Source organism: Orenia marismortui DSM 5156, assembly GCF_000379025.1.
Taxonomy (GTDB): domain Bacteria; phylum Bacillota; class Halanaerobiia; order Halobacteroidales; family Halobacteroidaceae; genus Orenia; species Orenia marismortui.
In genome coordinates this window covers 749,609-765,935 of the sequence record NZ_KB900617.1, presented here as the reverse complement: position 1 = coordinate 765,935, position 16,327 = coordinate 749,609, and the positions used below count along the sequence as shown (strand labels likewise).

Below are 16,327 nucleotides of genomic sequence, written 5' to 3'. Positions count from 1 at the left end.
ACTATGGATAAAATTCTTCTTAATAATTTATCGTTTTATGGTTATCATGGCGTTTTAGAAGAAGAGAATAACTTGGGGCAAAAGTTCTTTATAGATTTAGAATTAGCTGCTGACTTAGAGGCGGCAGGAGAAAGTGATGATTTAGATCGGTCAGTAAATTATGCATTGGTCTATGAAGTGGTAAAAGAGATATGTGAAGAAGAGAAATATCAGTTGCTTGAAGCTTTAGCTGAAAGAATAGCAGCTAAAGTTCTAAAAGAATTTCCTAAGGTGGAAGAGGTAACGCTAAGAGTAAAAAAACCTGAAGCTCCTATTCCAGGAATTTTTGATTATGTAGGAGTAGAGATTAGAAGAAAAAGAATTAGAGAGGAGTAGTTGAAGTGATTAATTCCTATCTAGGATTAGGTACTAATGTAGGTGACAGAAAGGATAATTTGCGCCAAGCAATAAGTTTAATCAAAGATTTTCCACAGACTAAGGTGTTGCTATTGTCTAAGATATATGAAACAGAGCCATGGGGTTACACTGAACAGGATAATTTCCTAAATATGTGTCTGAAGTTAGAGACAGCTTTAAGCCCTTATCAGCTATTAGCAGAATGTCAAGCTGTGGAAAAAGAGTTAAAAAGAAAGAGAAAAGTTAGATGGGGACCAAGAACTATTGATGTAGATATTTTACTTTATGATAATGTTAATCTTAGTGAAGAAGATTTAACTATACCTCATCCAAGAATAGCAGAAAGGAATTTTGTCTTAATTCCCTTAAGAGATTTAGATAAGAAGTTAACTATAAGTAATAAAAAGATTGATGAATTGATAAATAATAATGTTAATGCTGGAGTTAAACTATATAGAGAATCTATTTTTGAAGATTTCACAAATATGTGAAATCTTTTTTATATAAATTTGATATATGCTTTATTTAAAAGAGGTAGTATAAAATTCAATATAGAAATTAATAATTACAATAATATATTATTAAAGCTAAAACTATATATCATTTTTAAGATTGGGGAGATTAAATTGGAAATTAAGAAAGTGGGAAATAGGGGAGTATTATTTAAGTTTTTCTATCTACAAGATACAGGATTTGGGGTAACAACCAATGTATATTTAATTAATACTAAAAATTATGTTTTTGTTTGTGATACCTTTTTAGGTCCTGATTCAATGAAAGAAGTAAAAAATTACATAGATATTAATTTTCCTAATAAAATAATAATTATATTTAATTCACATTATGATTGGGACCATATTTGGGGAAACTGTATTTTTGAAGAAAATATAATTATTTCTCATAAGTTATGTAGAAACAATATAATAAGAGAGGGAGAGAAGGAGCTAGAAGTATACTCTGAATATAAAAGGGGAGATGTTGAAATTATTCCTTCTAATCTTACTTTTGATAATAAGATATCCTTTGAAGAAGAAGGTGTAGAATTTTTTCATAGTCCAGGCCATACAAATGGTTCAGCCAGTTGTATAGATTTGGTTGATAAAGTGTTATTTTCAGGCGATAATGTTGAATATCCTATTCCTTATTTTCAAGCAGATAATATTTATGATTATAAAGATACATTAGAAAAGTATCTGAACTTAGATATAAAAAAGGTAATTCCTGGTCATGGAGAGATTAGTAATAAGTCTTTAATTAAAGAGAATATAACTTATATCAATAATATTATAACAGGAGATATAGAAGAGTATTTAGATTTTAAATATAGAAAGGTTCATTTAGAAAATTTGAAGAGGATAGGGAAATTAATTTGAGTTAATTATTAACACAAATTAATTTATAGATTATTTTATGAATTATTTGCCATATTAAAAAGTAAACGTTAAAATATATAAAGAGAAGAATTTTGATTCTTGTCTAATTTTATCCGATACCTAGGGACTCTAATACTGCTTCTTCAATTTTAATTACGAAATGTTGAACCAGTATGAAGGCTAGTTCTTTGGGTCATACTTTAGCAAGGTCATCGAGGCCTCCTAACTCTCAGTGGCTTTTTTTAGGTTATCCTTTAGGAGGGCTCTTGGGGTATTTGGTACTAAGTTTTAAGGGGAGAGAACCACGATCTTCTATATTAATTACGCAATGTTGATCATGGTACTACCGAATCGACTTGGCATAACCACGATCTTCTATATTAATTACGCAATGCTGATCGTGGTACTACCGAATCGACTTGGCATAAGATCCCTTTGAAACTAAGAATTAACTTTATTTACTATAAAAGTATTACTTTTCATTTGAGTAATAAGCAGGTAGAAGGGATTAAATGTAGAATTAATTATATTAGTATTATGATTAATATAAAAATCTATATATAATAAAAGCTTTAAATCAAATGATTTTACTAAGAAAGAGGTGAGTAATCCTGCTTTTTTAGATTAACTATAATTATTAAAGATAAGATTTTCATTATTATATAAAGGGGAAATAGTTAAAGGGGGCATATGATGTTTAAGAAATTTGGGATATTATTCATACTAGTATCTATTATTCTGATTAATTCTAATCAAGTTATGGCTAATAATACTAACTATAATGTTATTACAGATCTTGCTGTATCAGGAAATAAATCTATTGAGGAGCAAAAGATTTTAGAGCAAGTAAAGACTAAAGTCGGAGATCAAATTTCTAATGAGCAATTAAGAAAAGATATGAAAGCAATCTATAATTTAGGATATTTCTCTAATATCCAAATACTTTTTAAGAATTATCAAAGTGGAGTACAGGTGGTTTTTAAGGTTGATGAAAATCCTATTTTAACTAAGATAGTTATTAAAGGTAATAAAGAAGTTAGTGATGGTGAATTAAGAAGTTTATTAAGTATTAAAACTGGTCAAATTCTAAATTTCAAAGATTTAAATCAAGATAGAGAAGCAATAAATAAATATTATTATGATCAAGGTTTTGTTTTAGGAAGAATTGTAGATGTTAAGATGGAAGAAGACAAATTAAATATAATCATAGATGAAGGAAGATTAAACAAGATTAGAATTAATCCTGAAGATGATACCAAGGATTATGTTATTAGAAGGCAGTTATCTATGAAAGAAGGAGAAGTATTTAATATTAATGATGTTAGAAAAGATATTTCTAAGCTTCAAAGGCTAAAATATTTTGAGGAGATAAAGCCAGAGTTTGATCAGGTAGAAAATGATCCTCAAGCGATAGATGTTAACTTGAATCTTAACAAACCTATAAATGGAAGAACGGTATTTGGAGTAAAGGATTCAGCCGAAGGTGGCGCTGTAGGGAACATTATGTTAGAGAAACATAATATGTTTGGTAAGGGGCAGAAACTTACTTTAGATTTTGAAGCGGGAAGTGATGTTACCGATTATAATCTAGATTTTTATGATCCTTGGATCTTTGAAAGTAAGACTAGTTTTAATATTAATCTATACCATGAAATGACAGAGGAAAGTACTAGTATAAGTGATGGAGGCTTAGATAGTATAGGAAGTTCTACTAGAGTGGATAGAGATATTAAAGAAAAAGGGGTAGATATTCAATTTGGTAGAGAGTTAGCAGAAAATATACGAGGTTATTTAAATTTTGGGTATGATGATACTAAAATAGAAGATGATCCTTATGAAAATACTAGAAGTATAGCTATGACTACTATTCGAGATTTGAGAGATAATTATCTTCATCCTAGATCAGGAAGCAGACAAGAGTTTAGAATTGAAAAAGCAGGATTTAATGGTGATAATGACTTTCTAAAAAGTTACTTGGATCTTAGAAACTACTTTGAAGCAGGTGAAAAAAGTAGTTGGGCTATTAGAATGAAGGTAGGTGCTAGTGATGGAAAGTTACCAAACTATAAAAGTTATAAATTAAAGCCTAACTTACTTGATGGAGTGCGTGGTTATGATAGTAGTTATTATGGAGGTACAGATGGATTCAAAGGTGATTCTATGCTATTGGGCAGTATAGAATATAGAGTTGATCTCTATAAAGCGGTGAGAGGTGTATTATTTACCGATGTAGGGCGTACCTTTAAAGACAATGATATAAGTTTAAATGATTTAAATTATTCTGTTGGAGTAGGAGTAAGATTCTTCGTTCCTGTGTTGGGAGCAGAATTGGGCTTTGACTATGGTTATGCACCAGAAGGTGATGCAGACCATAAAGATGAAATTACATTTAAAGTCGGTACTAGTTTCTAGCTAAGATATAAAAGCTAATCTGTCAATATTGACAGATTAGCTTTTATACTATTTAAGTATGAAAGAGCTTAGTGGATAAATTTCTTAACAAAGTTAAAATAGTTCTTCTAGAATAAAGCAATATGTAGGATTAAAAGAGGTGAAGAAATGAAAAGAATCGTTATTTCATTAGTAGTATTGATTTTATTTTTTGGCATTTTTCCAAGCTATGTTAAAGCTGAAGATAATAGTAGTCAAACTATGAAAGAAATAGATATCAATCTTGATAAAAAGAACAACTTACCATTATATGTTAGAGCTGGAGTTGGAATTAGAGTAGGGATTATTAAGTTGAATCTTCATGATTTAAATCAAATATTAAAAAGTTCTAATCAGAATTTTAGACAATTAGATAATGAAATGAATGTTATCGGGATTGAGGCTATAGCAGGGGTGAGAGAAGGAAATCGGTTTGGAGCATATTTTTTACATGGAAATACTGAAAGTATAGCTAAGAGTGGAGAAAGAGTAGATTTAGAGATGAACTATGGTGGAGTACTTTATGAGCGAGGTATTTATATGAAAAGAAACATTGATCTATCTTTAGGTACTGGAATTGCTTTTGGTAAGACTGAATTGAATCTGCTTCATTATAGGGCCAATGATCTTAATGATGCAGTTGGGCGAGCAACGGGTACCTCTTTGGAAGAGGACTTTATTTTATTAGAGCCAAGAATCAAGTTTTATCAACAGTTAACTTCTACTATTGCTTATGATTTATCATTAGGTTATATGTTAACTCATAATTTACAAGATAATTGGGATTTAAATGGTTATAATTTAGATAACTCCTTAGATAATTTTGCGGGACCAACAATAAGCTTTAGATTGACTTTCGGAATTTAAATTATAAATATTAATAAAAAGAAAGTTTTTGAATTCAAAAACTTTCTTTTTATTATGGAATTGAAAATATACTTAAGTATATTTTCATAGATAAAAGGAAAATTAATAAATAAAGGTTTTCACCATTCACTAATTACTAGCCACCAGTCATTCATCACTGAACTTCGGAGGTGTTAGAATGAAGCTAACAATTATAGGCAATCGCTCTCCTTTTCCAGTCAAAGATGGAGGGTGTCCTAGTTACTTACTAGAGTTTGATAATCAGAAAGTATTAATAGATATCGGTCCTGGCTCATTACAGGAATTAAACAAGCATATTAACTATTATGAATTGACTGCTGTTGTTATCTCCCATCTTCATGGTGATCATTTTGAAGATTTATTACCCTTACACTATGCTATTATGTTGGATATTATGGCAGGTCGAAGAAAGGAAGCTTTGACAGTATACCTACCCTATGATGAAGGAAAAGAACTAGATTATATTAGAGCTAAGGTGGGAAAAGAGTACTATCTACAGTCTATCAATGAAGAAACTAAGTTGAATTTTGCGAATTTAGATTTTAGCTTTAAGAAGAGCAACCATCCCAAGGAGTGTTATGCTATGAAGATTAGCAATGGGAATAAGACTTTAGCTTATACAGCAGATACAGGATGGGATGATAATTTAATTTCTTTTCTTAATGGAAGTAATTTATTATTAGCAGAAGCTAGTCTATTAGAGAAGGATAAAAAGAAGACTAATATGGGACATCTAACTGTCAAAGAAGCAGTCAACTTTGGAGTAAAAGCTAAGACTGAACAATTACTTTTAACCCACTTAGGAGCATATTATCCTAGAGAAGATATTAAAGCGGAAATGGAAAAGGTTGATATTTCTGTAGAACTGAGCAAAGTAGGGCAGACTTATGAGATATAGAGATATGATTAGTTTTTAAGTTTTAAAGAAACGCAATCGCAGTTTGAATTATACCTAATCTATGTATTAATTATAAAAGTTAAAGTTTATTCAAATTTTTTAATATAATCAAGCACATTTTGCAGGGGAAGAAAGCGAAGTTTGAGTTAGACTGAATATTAATTATTAACTTCAAAATATAGTTAAAAAATTAAATATAGTTAAGGTAGGTCTTCGTTTAGGAGGAACTTAATAAAGCTTATCTGCTTTTTAAAAGTAAGAATATCTTATACTAATCCCTAAATCTCAAAAGGACTTTCCTCTATAAAACTAGAAGTATAGAGGGGAGTCTTTATTTTTGATTATGTATTATCACTAATAATATGATTTTGTCTATAGTTTAATTATAGTACATATATTTAATTTTAGCTTTATATAGAAAATAAAAACTCTTCTGAATTAATTTGCGTATATCTGTGGCAAAAAATATCTTTAATTTGATTCTTAATTATCAATTATAAATTATAAAAAGTGAGGTAATAAAATGAGAGAGATAAAAGCTGAGGAGATTAGTAGAGTAGTAGCAAAGCTTTGTATTGATGCTAACTATAACTTAGGGGAGGATATTACTGATGAATACCAAGCAGCCTGTGAAAGAGAAGATTCTGAAGTTGCTAAGGAGATTTTAAAGCAGTTAAGCAAGAATGCTGAAATTGCCAAAGAAGATCAAGTGCCAATCTGCCAGGATACAGGGATGGCAGTTATCTTCTTAGAATTAGGACAAGATCTGAGAGTTGTCGAAGGTGATCTATATCAAGCTATTAACGAAGGGGTAAGTCAAGGTTATAAAGAAGGATATTTGCGAAAGTCTATAGTCGATGATCCTTTAATTGAGCGAAAGAATACAGAAGATAATACACCAGCAGTAATCCATACCGAAATTGTGTCTGGAGATAAATTAAAGATAACAGTAGCACCAAAAGGCTTTGGTAGTGAGAACATGAGTCAGTTAAAGATGTTGAGACCTACTGATGGAATAGAGGGGCTTAAGGATTTTGTTTTAGAAGTGGTAAGAGAGGCTGGACCAAACCCTTGTCCACCAATTATAGTAGGAGTAGGAATTGGAGGAACAGTAGAGAAGGCGGCTCTGTTGGCTAAGAAATCTTTATTAAGACCGGTGGGGATTCATAATGATGATCAGAAGTTTAAAATTTTAGAACAGCAGCTATTAGAAGAGGTGAATCAATTAGATATTGGACCTCAAGGTTTAGGAGGAATTACTACAGCTTTAGCAGTAAATATTGAAACTTATCCTACCCATATTGCTGGATTACCAGTAGTTGTTAATATTAATTGTCATGTGGCAAGGCATAAGGAAGTAATTTTGTAGAAAGTGTGAGTTGGAGGGATCAGTTTACAGTGTATAGCTAGAAGATTTAAGTCTTAAAGCACTTAAGTTATGGAGATTTTTAAATTAACTTTAGCGAAGCATGAATGGGGAAGTCTTTTTCCCTTTGAATACTGTAGATTGTCAACTATACACTGTATTAATAAAGGGAGGATTATATATAATGGGAGAAGTTAACTTGATAACACCAATTACTGAAGAGAAAGTCAGAAGTTTAGAAGCAGGTGATAAAGTTTTACTATCGGGGACAGTTTATACAGCGCGTGATGCAGCTCATAAGAGGATGGTTGAAGCTTTAGATAGAGGAGAAGAGCCTCCTTTTGAGATAGAAGGAAATGCTATCTACTATGTAGGACCATGTCCAGCTAAACCAGGTCAAGTAATAGGGTCTGCTGGTCCAACTACTAGCTATCGAATGGATCCTTTTGCTCCTCGGTTAATTAAAGAAGGCTTAAGAATTATGATTGGTAAAGGAGAGCGAAATGCTGAAGTTATTGATACTATGAAAATAAAAGGAGCAGTTTATTTAGGAGCAATCGGTGGGGCAGCAGCTCTAATTAGTAAATGTATTAAAGAAGCAAAGATTATTGCCTATGATGATTTAGGAACAGAAGCTGTAAGAAAATTAGTAGTAGAGAAATTACCGTTGATTTGTGTAATAGATAGCAAAGGGAATAATTTGTATAAAAGAGACTAAAACTTCAATAAATTTAGATATTTCATTATAAAGATATGAAAGTTTTACTAAGCATAAATTTAATTTCACAGGATAATTATTATAATTATAGAAAGAATAAAAAATAGTAAGTATTAAATTTAACCAATACATAGAGTAGAATTCAAAATTTAAAGGAGTGATAATTATGTCTAGAGTTGATGGTAGAGAAAAAAATGATCAATTAAGAGAGATTAAGATAACTAGAAATTTTACTAAATATGCGGAAGGTTCTGTGCTAATTGAAGCCGGAGATACAAAGGTGATTTGTAATGCTACAGTAGAGGATAGTGTTCCTTATTTTCTAAGAGGAAAAGGAAAAGGGTGGTTAACTGCTGAGTATTCAATGTTGCCTAGGGCTACTCAAGATAGAAATATTAGAGAAGCGGCTAAAGGGAAATTGAGTGGTAGAACTCAAGAAATTAAAAGATTAATTGGAAGAGCCTTACGTTCTGTTATTGATCTTCATAAACTAGGTGAGAGGACAATTTGGATTGACTGTGATGTTATTCAAGCTGATGGAGGAACAAGAACTGCTTCTATCACTGGAGCTTTTGTAGCATTAATTGATGCTTTATCTTATATGATAGAAAAAGATATGATAAAAAAATTGCCAGTAAATGATTTTGTAGCAGCAGTAAGTGTGGGGATTGTAAAAGATGAGCTATTGTTAGATTTATGTTATGGTGAAGACTCTAATGCTCATGTGGACATGAATTTGGTTATGACTGGGAAGGGAGAAATAATTGAGATTCAAGGAACAGGAGAGGAAAACCCTTTCTCTAAAAGTAATATGTTTAAGTTAGTAGATTTAGCTGAAAAAGGAGTAAAAGAGTTAATAGAATGCCAAAAGAAAGCTTTAGGAGAAAAAGTAGAGTTGTTTAAGGAGGTTTAGTCTATAGACATGAAATTATTTTTAGCAACAGGTAATCAACATAAGATAGATGAAATGAAGAAGATTTTAGCTAATACTAAGATAGAGATTATTTCTAAAAATGATATTGATAGCTTGCCAGAAGTAATAGAAGATCAAGATACTTTTATAGGTAATGCTTTAAAGAAGGCTAGAGAAATATCTAATTATACAGGATTTCCCACTATATCTGATGATTCAGGACTCGTTGTTGAATCTTTAGATGGCAGCCCAGGTGTTTATTCAGCTAGATTTGCTGGAGTAGATGCAAGTGATAAAGATAACAATAAAAAATTATTAAAATTATTAAAAAATACCCCTAAAGAAGAACGGGGGGCATATTTTTCCTGTGCAATGGCCTTTGTATCGCCAGAAGGGGAAGAATATACAGTAACTGGTAGATGTGATGGGATAATTGATATTGAAGAAAAAGGGAGTGGAGGATTTGGTTATGATCCTTTATTTGTTCCAACTGGATATCAACAAAGCTTTGCTGAATTAGGGGATGAAATTAAGAATAGGATTAGCCATAGAGCAAAAGCACTAAAGAAGATGAAGGATTATTTATTAAATAATAAGAACTAGATTCTAAGCTATTGAATACACTAGTTGATTATTAATGAATTATTAGTTGGTGGTGAAATAATGAAGTTAGCAATATTTAGTGACTCTCATGGGTATGGTGATAGAATTAAGCAAGTTGTAGAAAGTTTATCAGATATAGATTACATATTATATGCAGGAGATGTTTTAAAAGATTTAGACGCTATTAATGTTCCTAAAGGTGTCGAGTTAGTAGCGGTAAAAGGTAATTGTGATTATAGAACTGAGTATCCTGAAGATAGAGTTATAAATATAGATGAAAGTAAAGTATTTTTAACTCATGGGCATAAGTATAATATTAAGCGGGGGTTAGATAGGTTATATTATAAGGCTAGAGAATTAGATAGTAATATAGTAATTTTTGGTCATACTCACTGTAGATGTGCTATAGAGGAAGATGGTATTTTGTTTTTTAATCCAGGTAGTATATCTATGCCAAGAGATGGTAAAAAGGCCTCCTATGGGTTGGTGGAAATTAACAATAGTATAATAAAATATAAACACATTGATTTTGCTTGATTTAAAGAGAATAATAGGGATAAAAGGAGAAAATATGAGGTGAAAAAGCTTAAGCGCTCTTAATTATCTTTTTTCCTTTTTGACCTTGTCTCTTTTTTTAGTTATACTATTAACTGTTGTGAGCGAAAAATAACGGAGCATGGCGCAGTTTGGTAGCGCACCTGGTTTGGGACCAGGGGGTCGCAGGTTCAAATCCTGCTGCTCCGACCAAAAGTTCAATTGACAATTTAGAATTGACAATTAAGAATCAAAGACTTCAAGAATTACAAGACCTTAAAGATTTTAATTGTACATTGTACATTATAAATTGTAAATTAAATAATGTGCGGGAGTAGCTCAGTTGGCTAGAGCACCAGCCTTCCAAGCTGGGTGTCGCCGGTTCGAGTCCGGTTTCCCGCTCCAATAAAATTCAATTGATAATTTCCAATTAAAGCCAAGTTCTTAAATCTTTTAATTGTACATTATAAATTATTAATTGTAAATTGATTTATTGTGTGCCTGTAGCTCAGCTGGACAGAGCAACGGCCTTCTAAGCCGTGGGTCGGAGGTTCGAATCCTCCCAGGCATGCCATTTTTATCTTGTAGGTATATAAATTCAAAAAATGGAAAAGATACCTTTTGAGAGATAATAAACTTCTCAAATTAAATCAGACTGCTTTTTAGCAGTATATTTTTTTATTTCTAAAAATATATTAAGTGTAACACTTTGCTTAACTATTATAATATAATAGATATATATAGAATATGGTGGATATAGCTCAGCTGGTTAGAGCGCAGGATTGTGGCTCCTGAGGCCGTGGGTTCAAATCCCATTATCCACCCCAAATTATAATTATAATTGATATTTGAGAGGTCACAATAATTTAAACTATTAACTAATATTTTATATATGCGCCCGTAGCTCAGCTGGATAGAGTAACTGACTACGAATCAGGAGGTCGGAGGTTCGAATCCTCCCGGGCGCGCCATCATTTTATAAGTAATTAATAGAATATTACATAAAAGTTAATTATTAAACCTCGGAGCGATTAGTTGTTAGTCGTGTCTCGAGGTATTGTTTTTATTAATAAGGTCTCTTTAAATCTTTATAAAAACATAAAGGAAATACCATAATTATGTAGAAGTAAATAATAAATGAAATAAAAATTATATAATTACGTATAATGATATAAGGAGGATATATAAATGAAGGTAAGTAAAGAAAGAATTGAAGAAAATAAGGTGGTATTAAATATTGAAGTAAGTGAAGAAAAGGTGGCATCTTCTTTAGATAAAGCTTATAAAAAAGTTGTAAAAGATGTTAATATTCCTGGTTTTAGAAAAGGGAAAGTTCCAAAAAGTATTTTGATTAAAAAATATGGAGAAGAAGTACTACATAAGGATGCATTAGATATTTTAATTCCTGAAGCATATTATGAAGCAGTACAGGAAACTGGTATTGAACCAATTTCTCAGCCTGATATTACAGATGTATTTATTGAATCAGGGAGTCCTGCTACATTTACAGCTGAGGTAGAAGTTAAACCAGAAGTTAAATTAGGAGAATATACTGATCTTGATATTGAAAAAGAAGAATTAGAGATATCTGATGAAGATATTGAAAAAGAATTAGAACATAAAAGAGGACATCATGCTCAGTTAGTTGCAGTTGATAGGGAAGAGGTTGAAGAAGGAGATTATACGATTATAGATTTTGAAGGTTTTGTGGACGGTGAACCTTTTGATGGTGGTGCAGGAGAAGATTATAATTTAGAGATTGGTTCTGGCCAGTTTATTCCTGGGTTTGAAGAACAATTAGTAGGAGTTAAAGTTGGAGAAGAAGTAGAAGTTAATGTTACTTTCCCAGAGGAATATCATGCTGATAATTTAGCTGGTCAAGATGCAATTTTTAAAGTAACTGTTAAAGAAATTAAAGCTAAAGAATTGCCTGAATTAGATGATGAATTTGCTAAAGATTTAGAATTTGATTCTTTAGATGATTTAAAAGCTGACATTAAGGAAAAAATAGCAGCTAGAGAAGAAGAAAGAATTAACAGAGAATATGAAAATAAATTAGTTGATGCAATAGCTGAAAATGCTGAAGTTAATGTTCCAGAGACTATGGTTGAAAATGAGATTGATAACATGTTACAAGGATTCAGAATGCAAATTAGTCAGCAAGGATTTGATTTTGATCAATATTTAGAAATGACTGGAATGAATGAAGAAGATATTAGAGCTGATTATAAGGATTCTGCAGCAAATAGAGCTAAAGCTAATTTAGTATTAGAAGCAATTGCTGAAGAAGAAGGTATTGAGGTTAGTGATGAAGATATAGATGAGAAATTAGAAGAAATTGCTGAACGACAAGGACAAGATAAAGATCAATTAAAAGCATTCTTACAAATGCAAGGTCAATTATCTTCTTTAAAGAATAGTTTAGAAATGGAAAAGACAATTGATTTTTTAGTAGAAAATAATTAATTTATTAGGTTTAAAGGTGCTTTGATCTGGGTATAGATAAAAGGAGGAGGGATAATCTATGAATTTGGTACCTATGGTAGTAGAACAGACTAATCGAGGAGAAAGATCCTATGATATTTATTCTCGATTATTAAAGGATAGAATCATCTTTCTTGGAAGTGCAATTGATGATAAAGTAGCTAACTCTGTTATTGCTCAGTTGTTATTCTTAGAAGCAGAAGATCCTGATAAGGATATATACATATATATCAATAGTCCAGGAGGATCAGTAACTTCAGCTTTAGCCATGTATGATACAATCCAATATATTAAACCTGATGTTTCTACAATATGTATGGGGCTTGCTGCTAGTGCAGGTGCGTTACTATTAGCAAGTGGTGCAAGTGGTAAGAGATATGCTTTGCCTTATTCTAGAATTATGATCCACCAGCCAATGGGTGGTGCTCAAGGTCAAGCTACAGATATTGAAATCCAAGCTAAAGAAATCTTAGAATTAAGGGATATTATAAACAATATTTTAGCAGAACATACAGGGCAGCCAATTGAAAAAATTGAGAAGGATGTAGATAGAGATTACTTTATGTCAGCGAAAAAAGCTCAAGAATATGGTCTTATAGATGAAGTTATCACTCGCCAAGATGAAATTGAAGGTTAACTAATGAAGGGGTGATATAATGTTTAAATTTGGGGACGAGAAAGGACAATTAAAGTGTTCTTTTTGTGGTAAAGTCCAAGATCAAGTTAAGAAACTTGTGGCTGGACCTGGTGTTTATATTTGTGATGAATGTATTGAACTGTGTAATGAGATTATTGAAGAAGAGTTGAATGAAGAAATAGAACTGAATTTAGAAAGTGTTCCTAAGCCTAAAGAAATAAAAAGTATCTTAGATGAATATGTTATCGGACAAGAAAGTGCTAAGAAAACTTTGTCTGTAGCTGTATACAATCACTATAAAAGAGTTAATTCTGGAATGAAAGTAGATGATGTAGAGTTAGAAAAGAGTAATATCTGCTTAGTTGGACCTACTGGTTCCGGTAAAACTCTCTTAGCAAGAACTTTAGCGCGGATATTAGATGTTCCTTTTGCTATAGCAGATGCAACTTCTCTAACTGAAGCAGGATATGTAGGAGAAGATGTAGAGAATATTCTATTAAAATTAATTCAAGCTGCTGATTATGATATAGAAAAAGCTGAAAAAGGGATTATCTATATTGATGAGATAGATAAAGTAGCTAGGAAATCAGAGAATCCGTCTATTACACGCGATGTATCAGGCGAAGGGGTACAACAAGCACTATTGAAGATTCTAGAGGGAACTGAAGCTAGCGTTCCCCCTCAAGGTGGAAGAAAGCATCCTCACCAAGAATTTATCCAAATAGATACATCTAATATATTATTTATATGTGGAGGAGCTTTTGCAGGAATAGATAAGCTTATTAAATCTAGATTAAATAATAAAGTTCTTGGATTTGGTGCAGATATTCAAAGTAAGAAAGAGGAGAATATAGGTGATATATTAAAGCATATTAGATCACAAGATCTATTAAAGTATGGATTAATTCCTGAATTTGTAGGAAGAATTCCAGTTACAGTCACTTTAGAAGAACTTGATGAAGATGCTTTAGTGAAGATTTTAACTGAACCTCGAAATTCTCTAATTAAACAATATGTTAAGTTTTTTGAGTTAGATAATGTAGAATTGGAATTTAGTGATGAAGCATTGGTTGCTATTGCTAAAAAGACTTTAAAGCAAGAAACAGGAGCAAGAGGATTAAGGTCTATAGTAGAAGGTGCTATATTAGATATAATGTATGATATTCCATCGCGCAGTGATATTGCTAGATGTATCATTAATAAAGATGTGATTGAAAATCAAGCAAATCCTGAGTTGATTAAGCTTGATGAAACTAAGGAAGAAACTGCTTAAATATTTAAGCAGTTTCTTTTCTGTTTAAGGATAATATCTCTACTGAAGGTTATAATAAAGTATAATTAATTGAATCTTTCAGGAGGGATTTAATGAATCTTGCTATTAATGTATTTAGCTTAATTCAATTATTTTTTGCAATTGTAATTGGGATTTATTTTTGGAATATGCTACAAAAACAAAGAAACAGTAAGGTTGCTATTAATAGAGAATCGAAGAAAGAGATGGAAAAACTATACAAAATGAGAAGTAGATCATTAACAGAGCCTTTATCTGAAAAAGTCAGACCAAGTAATTTTTCTGAGGTAGTTGGACAAGAAGATGGTTTAGACTCACTTAGGGCAGCTTTATGTGGGCCTAATCCACAACATGTTATTATCTATGGTCCTCCAGGTGTTGGTAAGACTGCTGCAGCTCGTCTGGTATTAGAAGAAGCTAAAAAGAATATAGATTCTCCTTTTGATCGTGAATCAAAATTTGTAGAGATGGATGCTACTACAGCTCGTTTTGATGAAAGGGGTATTGCTGATCCTTTAATTGGTTCTGTTCATGACCCTATATATCAAGGAGCAGGGGCTATGGGTACAGCTGGGATACCTCAGCCCAAACCTGGAGCAGTAACAAAAGCTCATGGGGGGATCTTATTTATAGATGAGATTGGAGAATTACACCATATACAGATGAACAAATTACTTAAGGTTCTTGAGGATAGAAAGGTATTTTTAGAAAGCTCTTATTATCATGAAGAGGATAAAAATATTCCCCGACATATTCATGAAATATTTCAAAATGGACTGCCAGCCGATTTTCGATTGATAGGAGCTACAACTAAAAGTCCACAACATATTCCACCAGCAATTCGTTCTAGATGTTTAGAGATCTTCTTTAATCCATTAACGCCTAAAAATATTGAAAAGATTGTACATAATGCAATTAAGAAGATAGAATTTGAAGTAGAAGATCAAGTTGTTGAAATTATAAAGAAATATGCTTTAAATGGTCGCCAAGCTGTAAATATGATACAGACAGCTGCTGGTATAGCTAGAACTTATAAAAGTCCAATAATTAAGGTGAAAGATATTGAAAGAGTAATTATGAATAGTCGATACAACCCTAGACCAACTGATAGGATTCCTCAATCACCTCAAATTGGAGTGGTAAATGGTTTGGCTGTTATTGGTGCTAATATGGGAACGGTAAATCAGTTAGAAGTATCTGTTACTAAGCTTCAAACAGGTGAAGGAGAATTGAATATTACAGGAATAGCGGAAGAAGAAGAGCAAGGCACTGAATACAGGAAAATCAGAAGGAAAAGTATGGTAAAGGGATCGGCAGAAAATGTAATCACAGTTATAGGTAAAATAGTTGATATGGATTTGCGTGATTATTATATCCATATAGATTTTACTAGTGATGCAGTTGTTGATGGACCATCAGCAGGGGTTACTATGGCTGTAGCATTATATTCTGCATTAACTGGGAAGGCTGTAGATAACAAAGTTGCAATGACAGGAAAGATATCAATTAATGGAGCAATTAGACCTATTGGTGGAGTAATACCTAAAGTAAGGGCAGCTATCAGGGCAGGTGCTAAGAAGGTTTTAATTCCTGAAGGTAATTGGCAGCAGATATTTGATGGGGAAGAATTTGATGATATTAAGATTATTAAGATAAATACTTTAGATGATGCTTTAAAACAATCGATAGTAATAGGTGAAATAGACAAGGATGAAGATTTGGAGTTTGAGTTAAATTCTAATCTTATTTCTGCTCCTCTACTTAATTAGATAATTTAAATTAATGCTAAATTAATA

The 16,327-nt window shown here is 31.7% G+C and carries 15 protein-coding genes and 5 tRNA genes; all 20 read left to right on the top strand.

What is annotated here, in order from left to right; all coding sequences use genetic code 11:
- Positions 1 to 3 precede the first annotated feature (3 nt).
- Positions 4 to 375, top strand: a complete 372-nt coding sequence (gene folB, locus OREMA_RS0103480; protein ID WP_018247893.1) for a dihydroneopterin aldolase — start codon at positions 4 to 6, stop codon at positions 373 to 375.
- 5 nt (positions 376 to 380) lie between these two features.
- Positions 381 to 887, top strand: a complete 507-nt coding sequence (folK, locus tag OREMA_RS0103475; RefSeq protein ID WP_018247892.1) for a 2-amino-4-hydroxy-6-hydroxymethyldihydropteridine diphosphokinase — start codon at positions 381 to 383, stop codon at positions 885 to 887.
- A 135-nt stretch (positions 888 to 1,022) separates the two neighbouring features.
- Positions 1,023 to 1,769, top strand: coding sequence for an MBL fold metallo-hydrolase (locus tag OREMA_RS0103470; RefSeq protein WP_018247891.1), 747 nt, complete (start codon positions 1,023 to 1,025; stop codon positions 1,767 to 1,769).
- 693 nt (positions 1,770 to 2,462) lie between these two features.
- Entirely contained in the window at positions 2,463 to 4,181 is a 1,719-nt protein-coding gene (locus OREMA_RS0103465) for a BamA/OMP85 family outer membrane protein (RefSeq protein WP_018247890.1), read from the top strand.
- Between the two features lie 147 nt (positions 4,182 to 4,328).
- A complete protein-coding gene (locus OREMA_RS0103460; RefSeq protein ID WP_018247889.1) occupies positions 4,329 to 5,066 on the top strand; it encodes a hypothetical protein in 738 nt (245 codons plus the stop codon).
- Positions 5,067 to 5,244: 178 nt separating this feature from the next.
- On the top strand, positions 5,245 to 5,985 hold the full coding sequence (locus OREMA_RS0103455; RefSeq protein ID WP_018247888.1) for an MBL fold metallo-hydrolase: 741 nt from the start codon (positions 5,245 to 5,247) through the stop codon (positions 5,983 to 5,985).
- Between the two features lie 523 nt (positions 5,986 to 6,508).
- Complete coding sequence (locus tag OREMA_RS0103450) at positions 6,509 to 7,354, top strand: fumarate hydratase (RefSeq protein ID WP_018247887.1); 846 nt, start codon at positions 6,509 to 6,511, stop codon at positions 7,352 to 7,354.
- A gap of 181 nt (positions 7,355 to 7,535) precedes the next feature.
- Positions 7,536 to 8,069, top strand: coding sequence for a Fe-S-containing hydro-lyase (locus tag OREMA_RS0103445; RefSeq protein WP_018247886.1), 534 nt, complete (start codon positions 7,536 to 7,538; stop codon positions 8,067 to 8,069).
- A 166-nt stretch (positions 8,070 to 8,235) separates the two neighbouring features.
- Positions 8,236 to 8,982: a ribonuclease PH gene (gene rph, locus OREMA_RS18780; protein WP_018247885.1), complete on the top strand. Its 747-nt coding sequence runs from the start codon at positions 8,236 to 8,238 to the stop codon at positions 8,980 to 8,982.
- A gap of 9 nt (positions 8,983 to 8,991) precedes the next feature.
- On the top strand, positions 8,992 to 9,585 hold the full coding sequence (locus OREMA_RS18775) for an XTP/dITP diphosphatase (protein WP_018247884.1): 594 nt from the start codon (positions 8,992 to 8,994) through the stop codon (positions 9,583 to 9,585).
- Between the two features lie 60 nt (positions 9,586 to 9,645).
- Positions 9,646 to 10,122 carry a metallophosphoesterase gene (locus OREMA_RS0103430; RefSeq protein ID WP_018247883.1) on the top strand — a complete coding sequence of 159 codons (477 nt, stop codon included), beginning with the start codon at positions 9,646 to 9,648 and terminating at the stop codon, positions 10,120 to 10,122.
- 133 nt (positions 10,123 to 10,255) lie between these two features.
- Positions 10,256 to 10,332 (top strand) — tRNA-Pro (locus tag OREMA_RS0103425).
- 115 nt (positions 10,333 to 10,447) lie between these two features.
- Positions 10,448 to 10,524, top strand: a tRNA-Gly gene (locus OREMA_RS0103420).
- A 92-nt stretch (positions 10,525 to 10,616) separates the two neighbouring features.
- A tRNA-Arg gene (locus OREMA_RS0103415) sits at positions 10,617 to 10,693 on the top strand.
- A gap of 176 nt (positions 10,694 to 10,869) precedes the next feature.
- A tRNA-His gene (locus OREMA_RS0103410) sits at positions 10,870 to 10,946 on the top strand.
- A 67-nt stretch (positions 10,947 to 11,013) separates the two neighbouring features.
- Positions 11,014 to 11,090 (top strand) — tRNA-Arg (locus OREMA_RS0103405).
- 217 nt (positions 11,091 to 11,307) lie between these two features.
- The gene (gene tig / locus OREMA_RS0103400; protein ID WP_018247882.1) at positions 11,308 to 12,585 is read left to right on the top strand and encodes a trigger factor; all 1,278 of its coding nucleotides are present in this window, start codon (positions 11,308 to 11,310) and stop codon (positions 12,583 to 12,585) included.
- 58 nt (positions 12,586 to 12,643) lie between these two features.
- A complete protein-coding gene (gene clpP / locus OREMA_RS0103395) occupies positions 12,644 to 13,240 on the top strand; it encodes an ATP-dependent Clp endopeptidase proteolytic subunit ClpP (protein WP_018247881.1) in 597 nt (198 codons plus the stop codon).
- 19 nt (positions 13,241 to 13,259) lie between these two features.
- A complete protein-coding gene (gene clpX, locus OREMA_RS0103390) occupies positions 13,260 to 14,513 on the top strand; it encodes an ATP-dependent protease ATP-binding subunit ClpX (RefSeq protein WP_018247880.1) in 1,254 nt (417 codons plus the stop codon).
- A gap of 92 nt (positions 14,514 to 14,605) precedes the next feature.
- Positions 14,606 to 16,300, top strand: coding sequence for an ATP-dependent protease LonB (gene lonB, locus OREMA_RS0103385; RefSeq protein WP_018247879.1), 1,695 nt, complete (start codon positions 14,606 to 14,608; stop codon positions 16,298 to 16,300).
- Positions 16,301 to 16,327 lie beyond the last annotated feature (27 nt).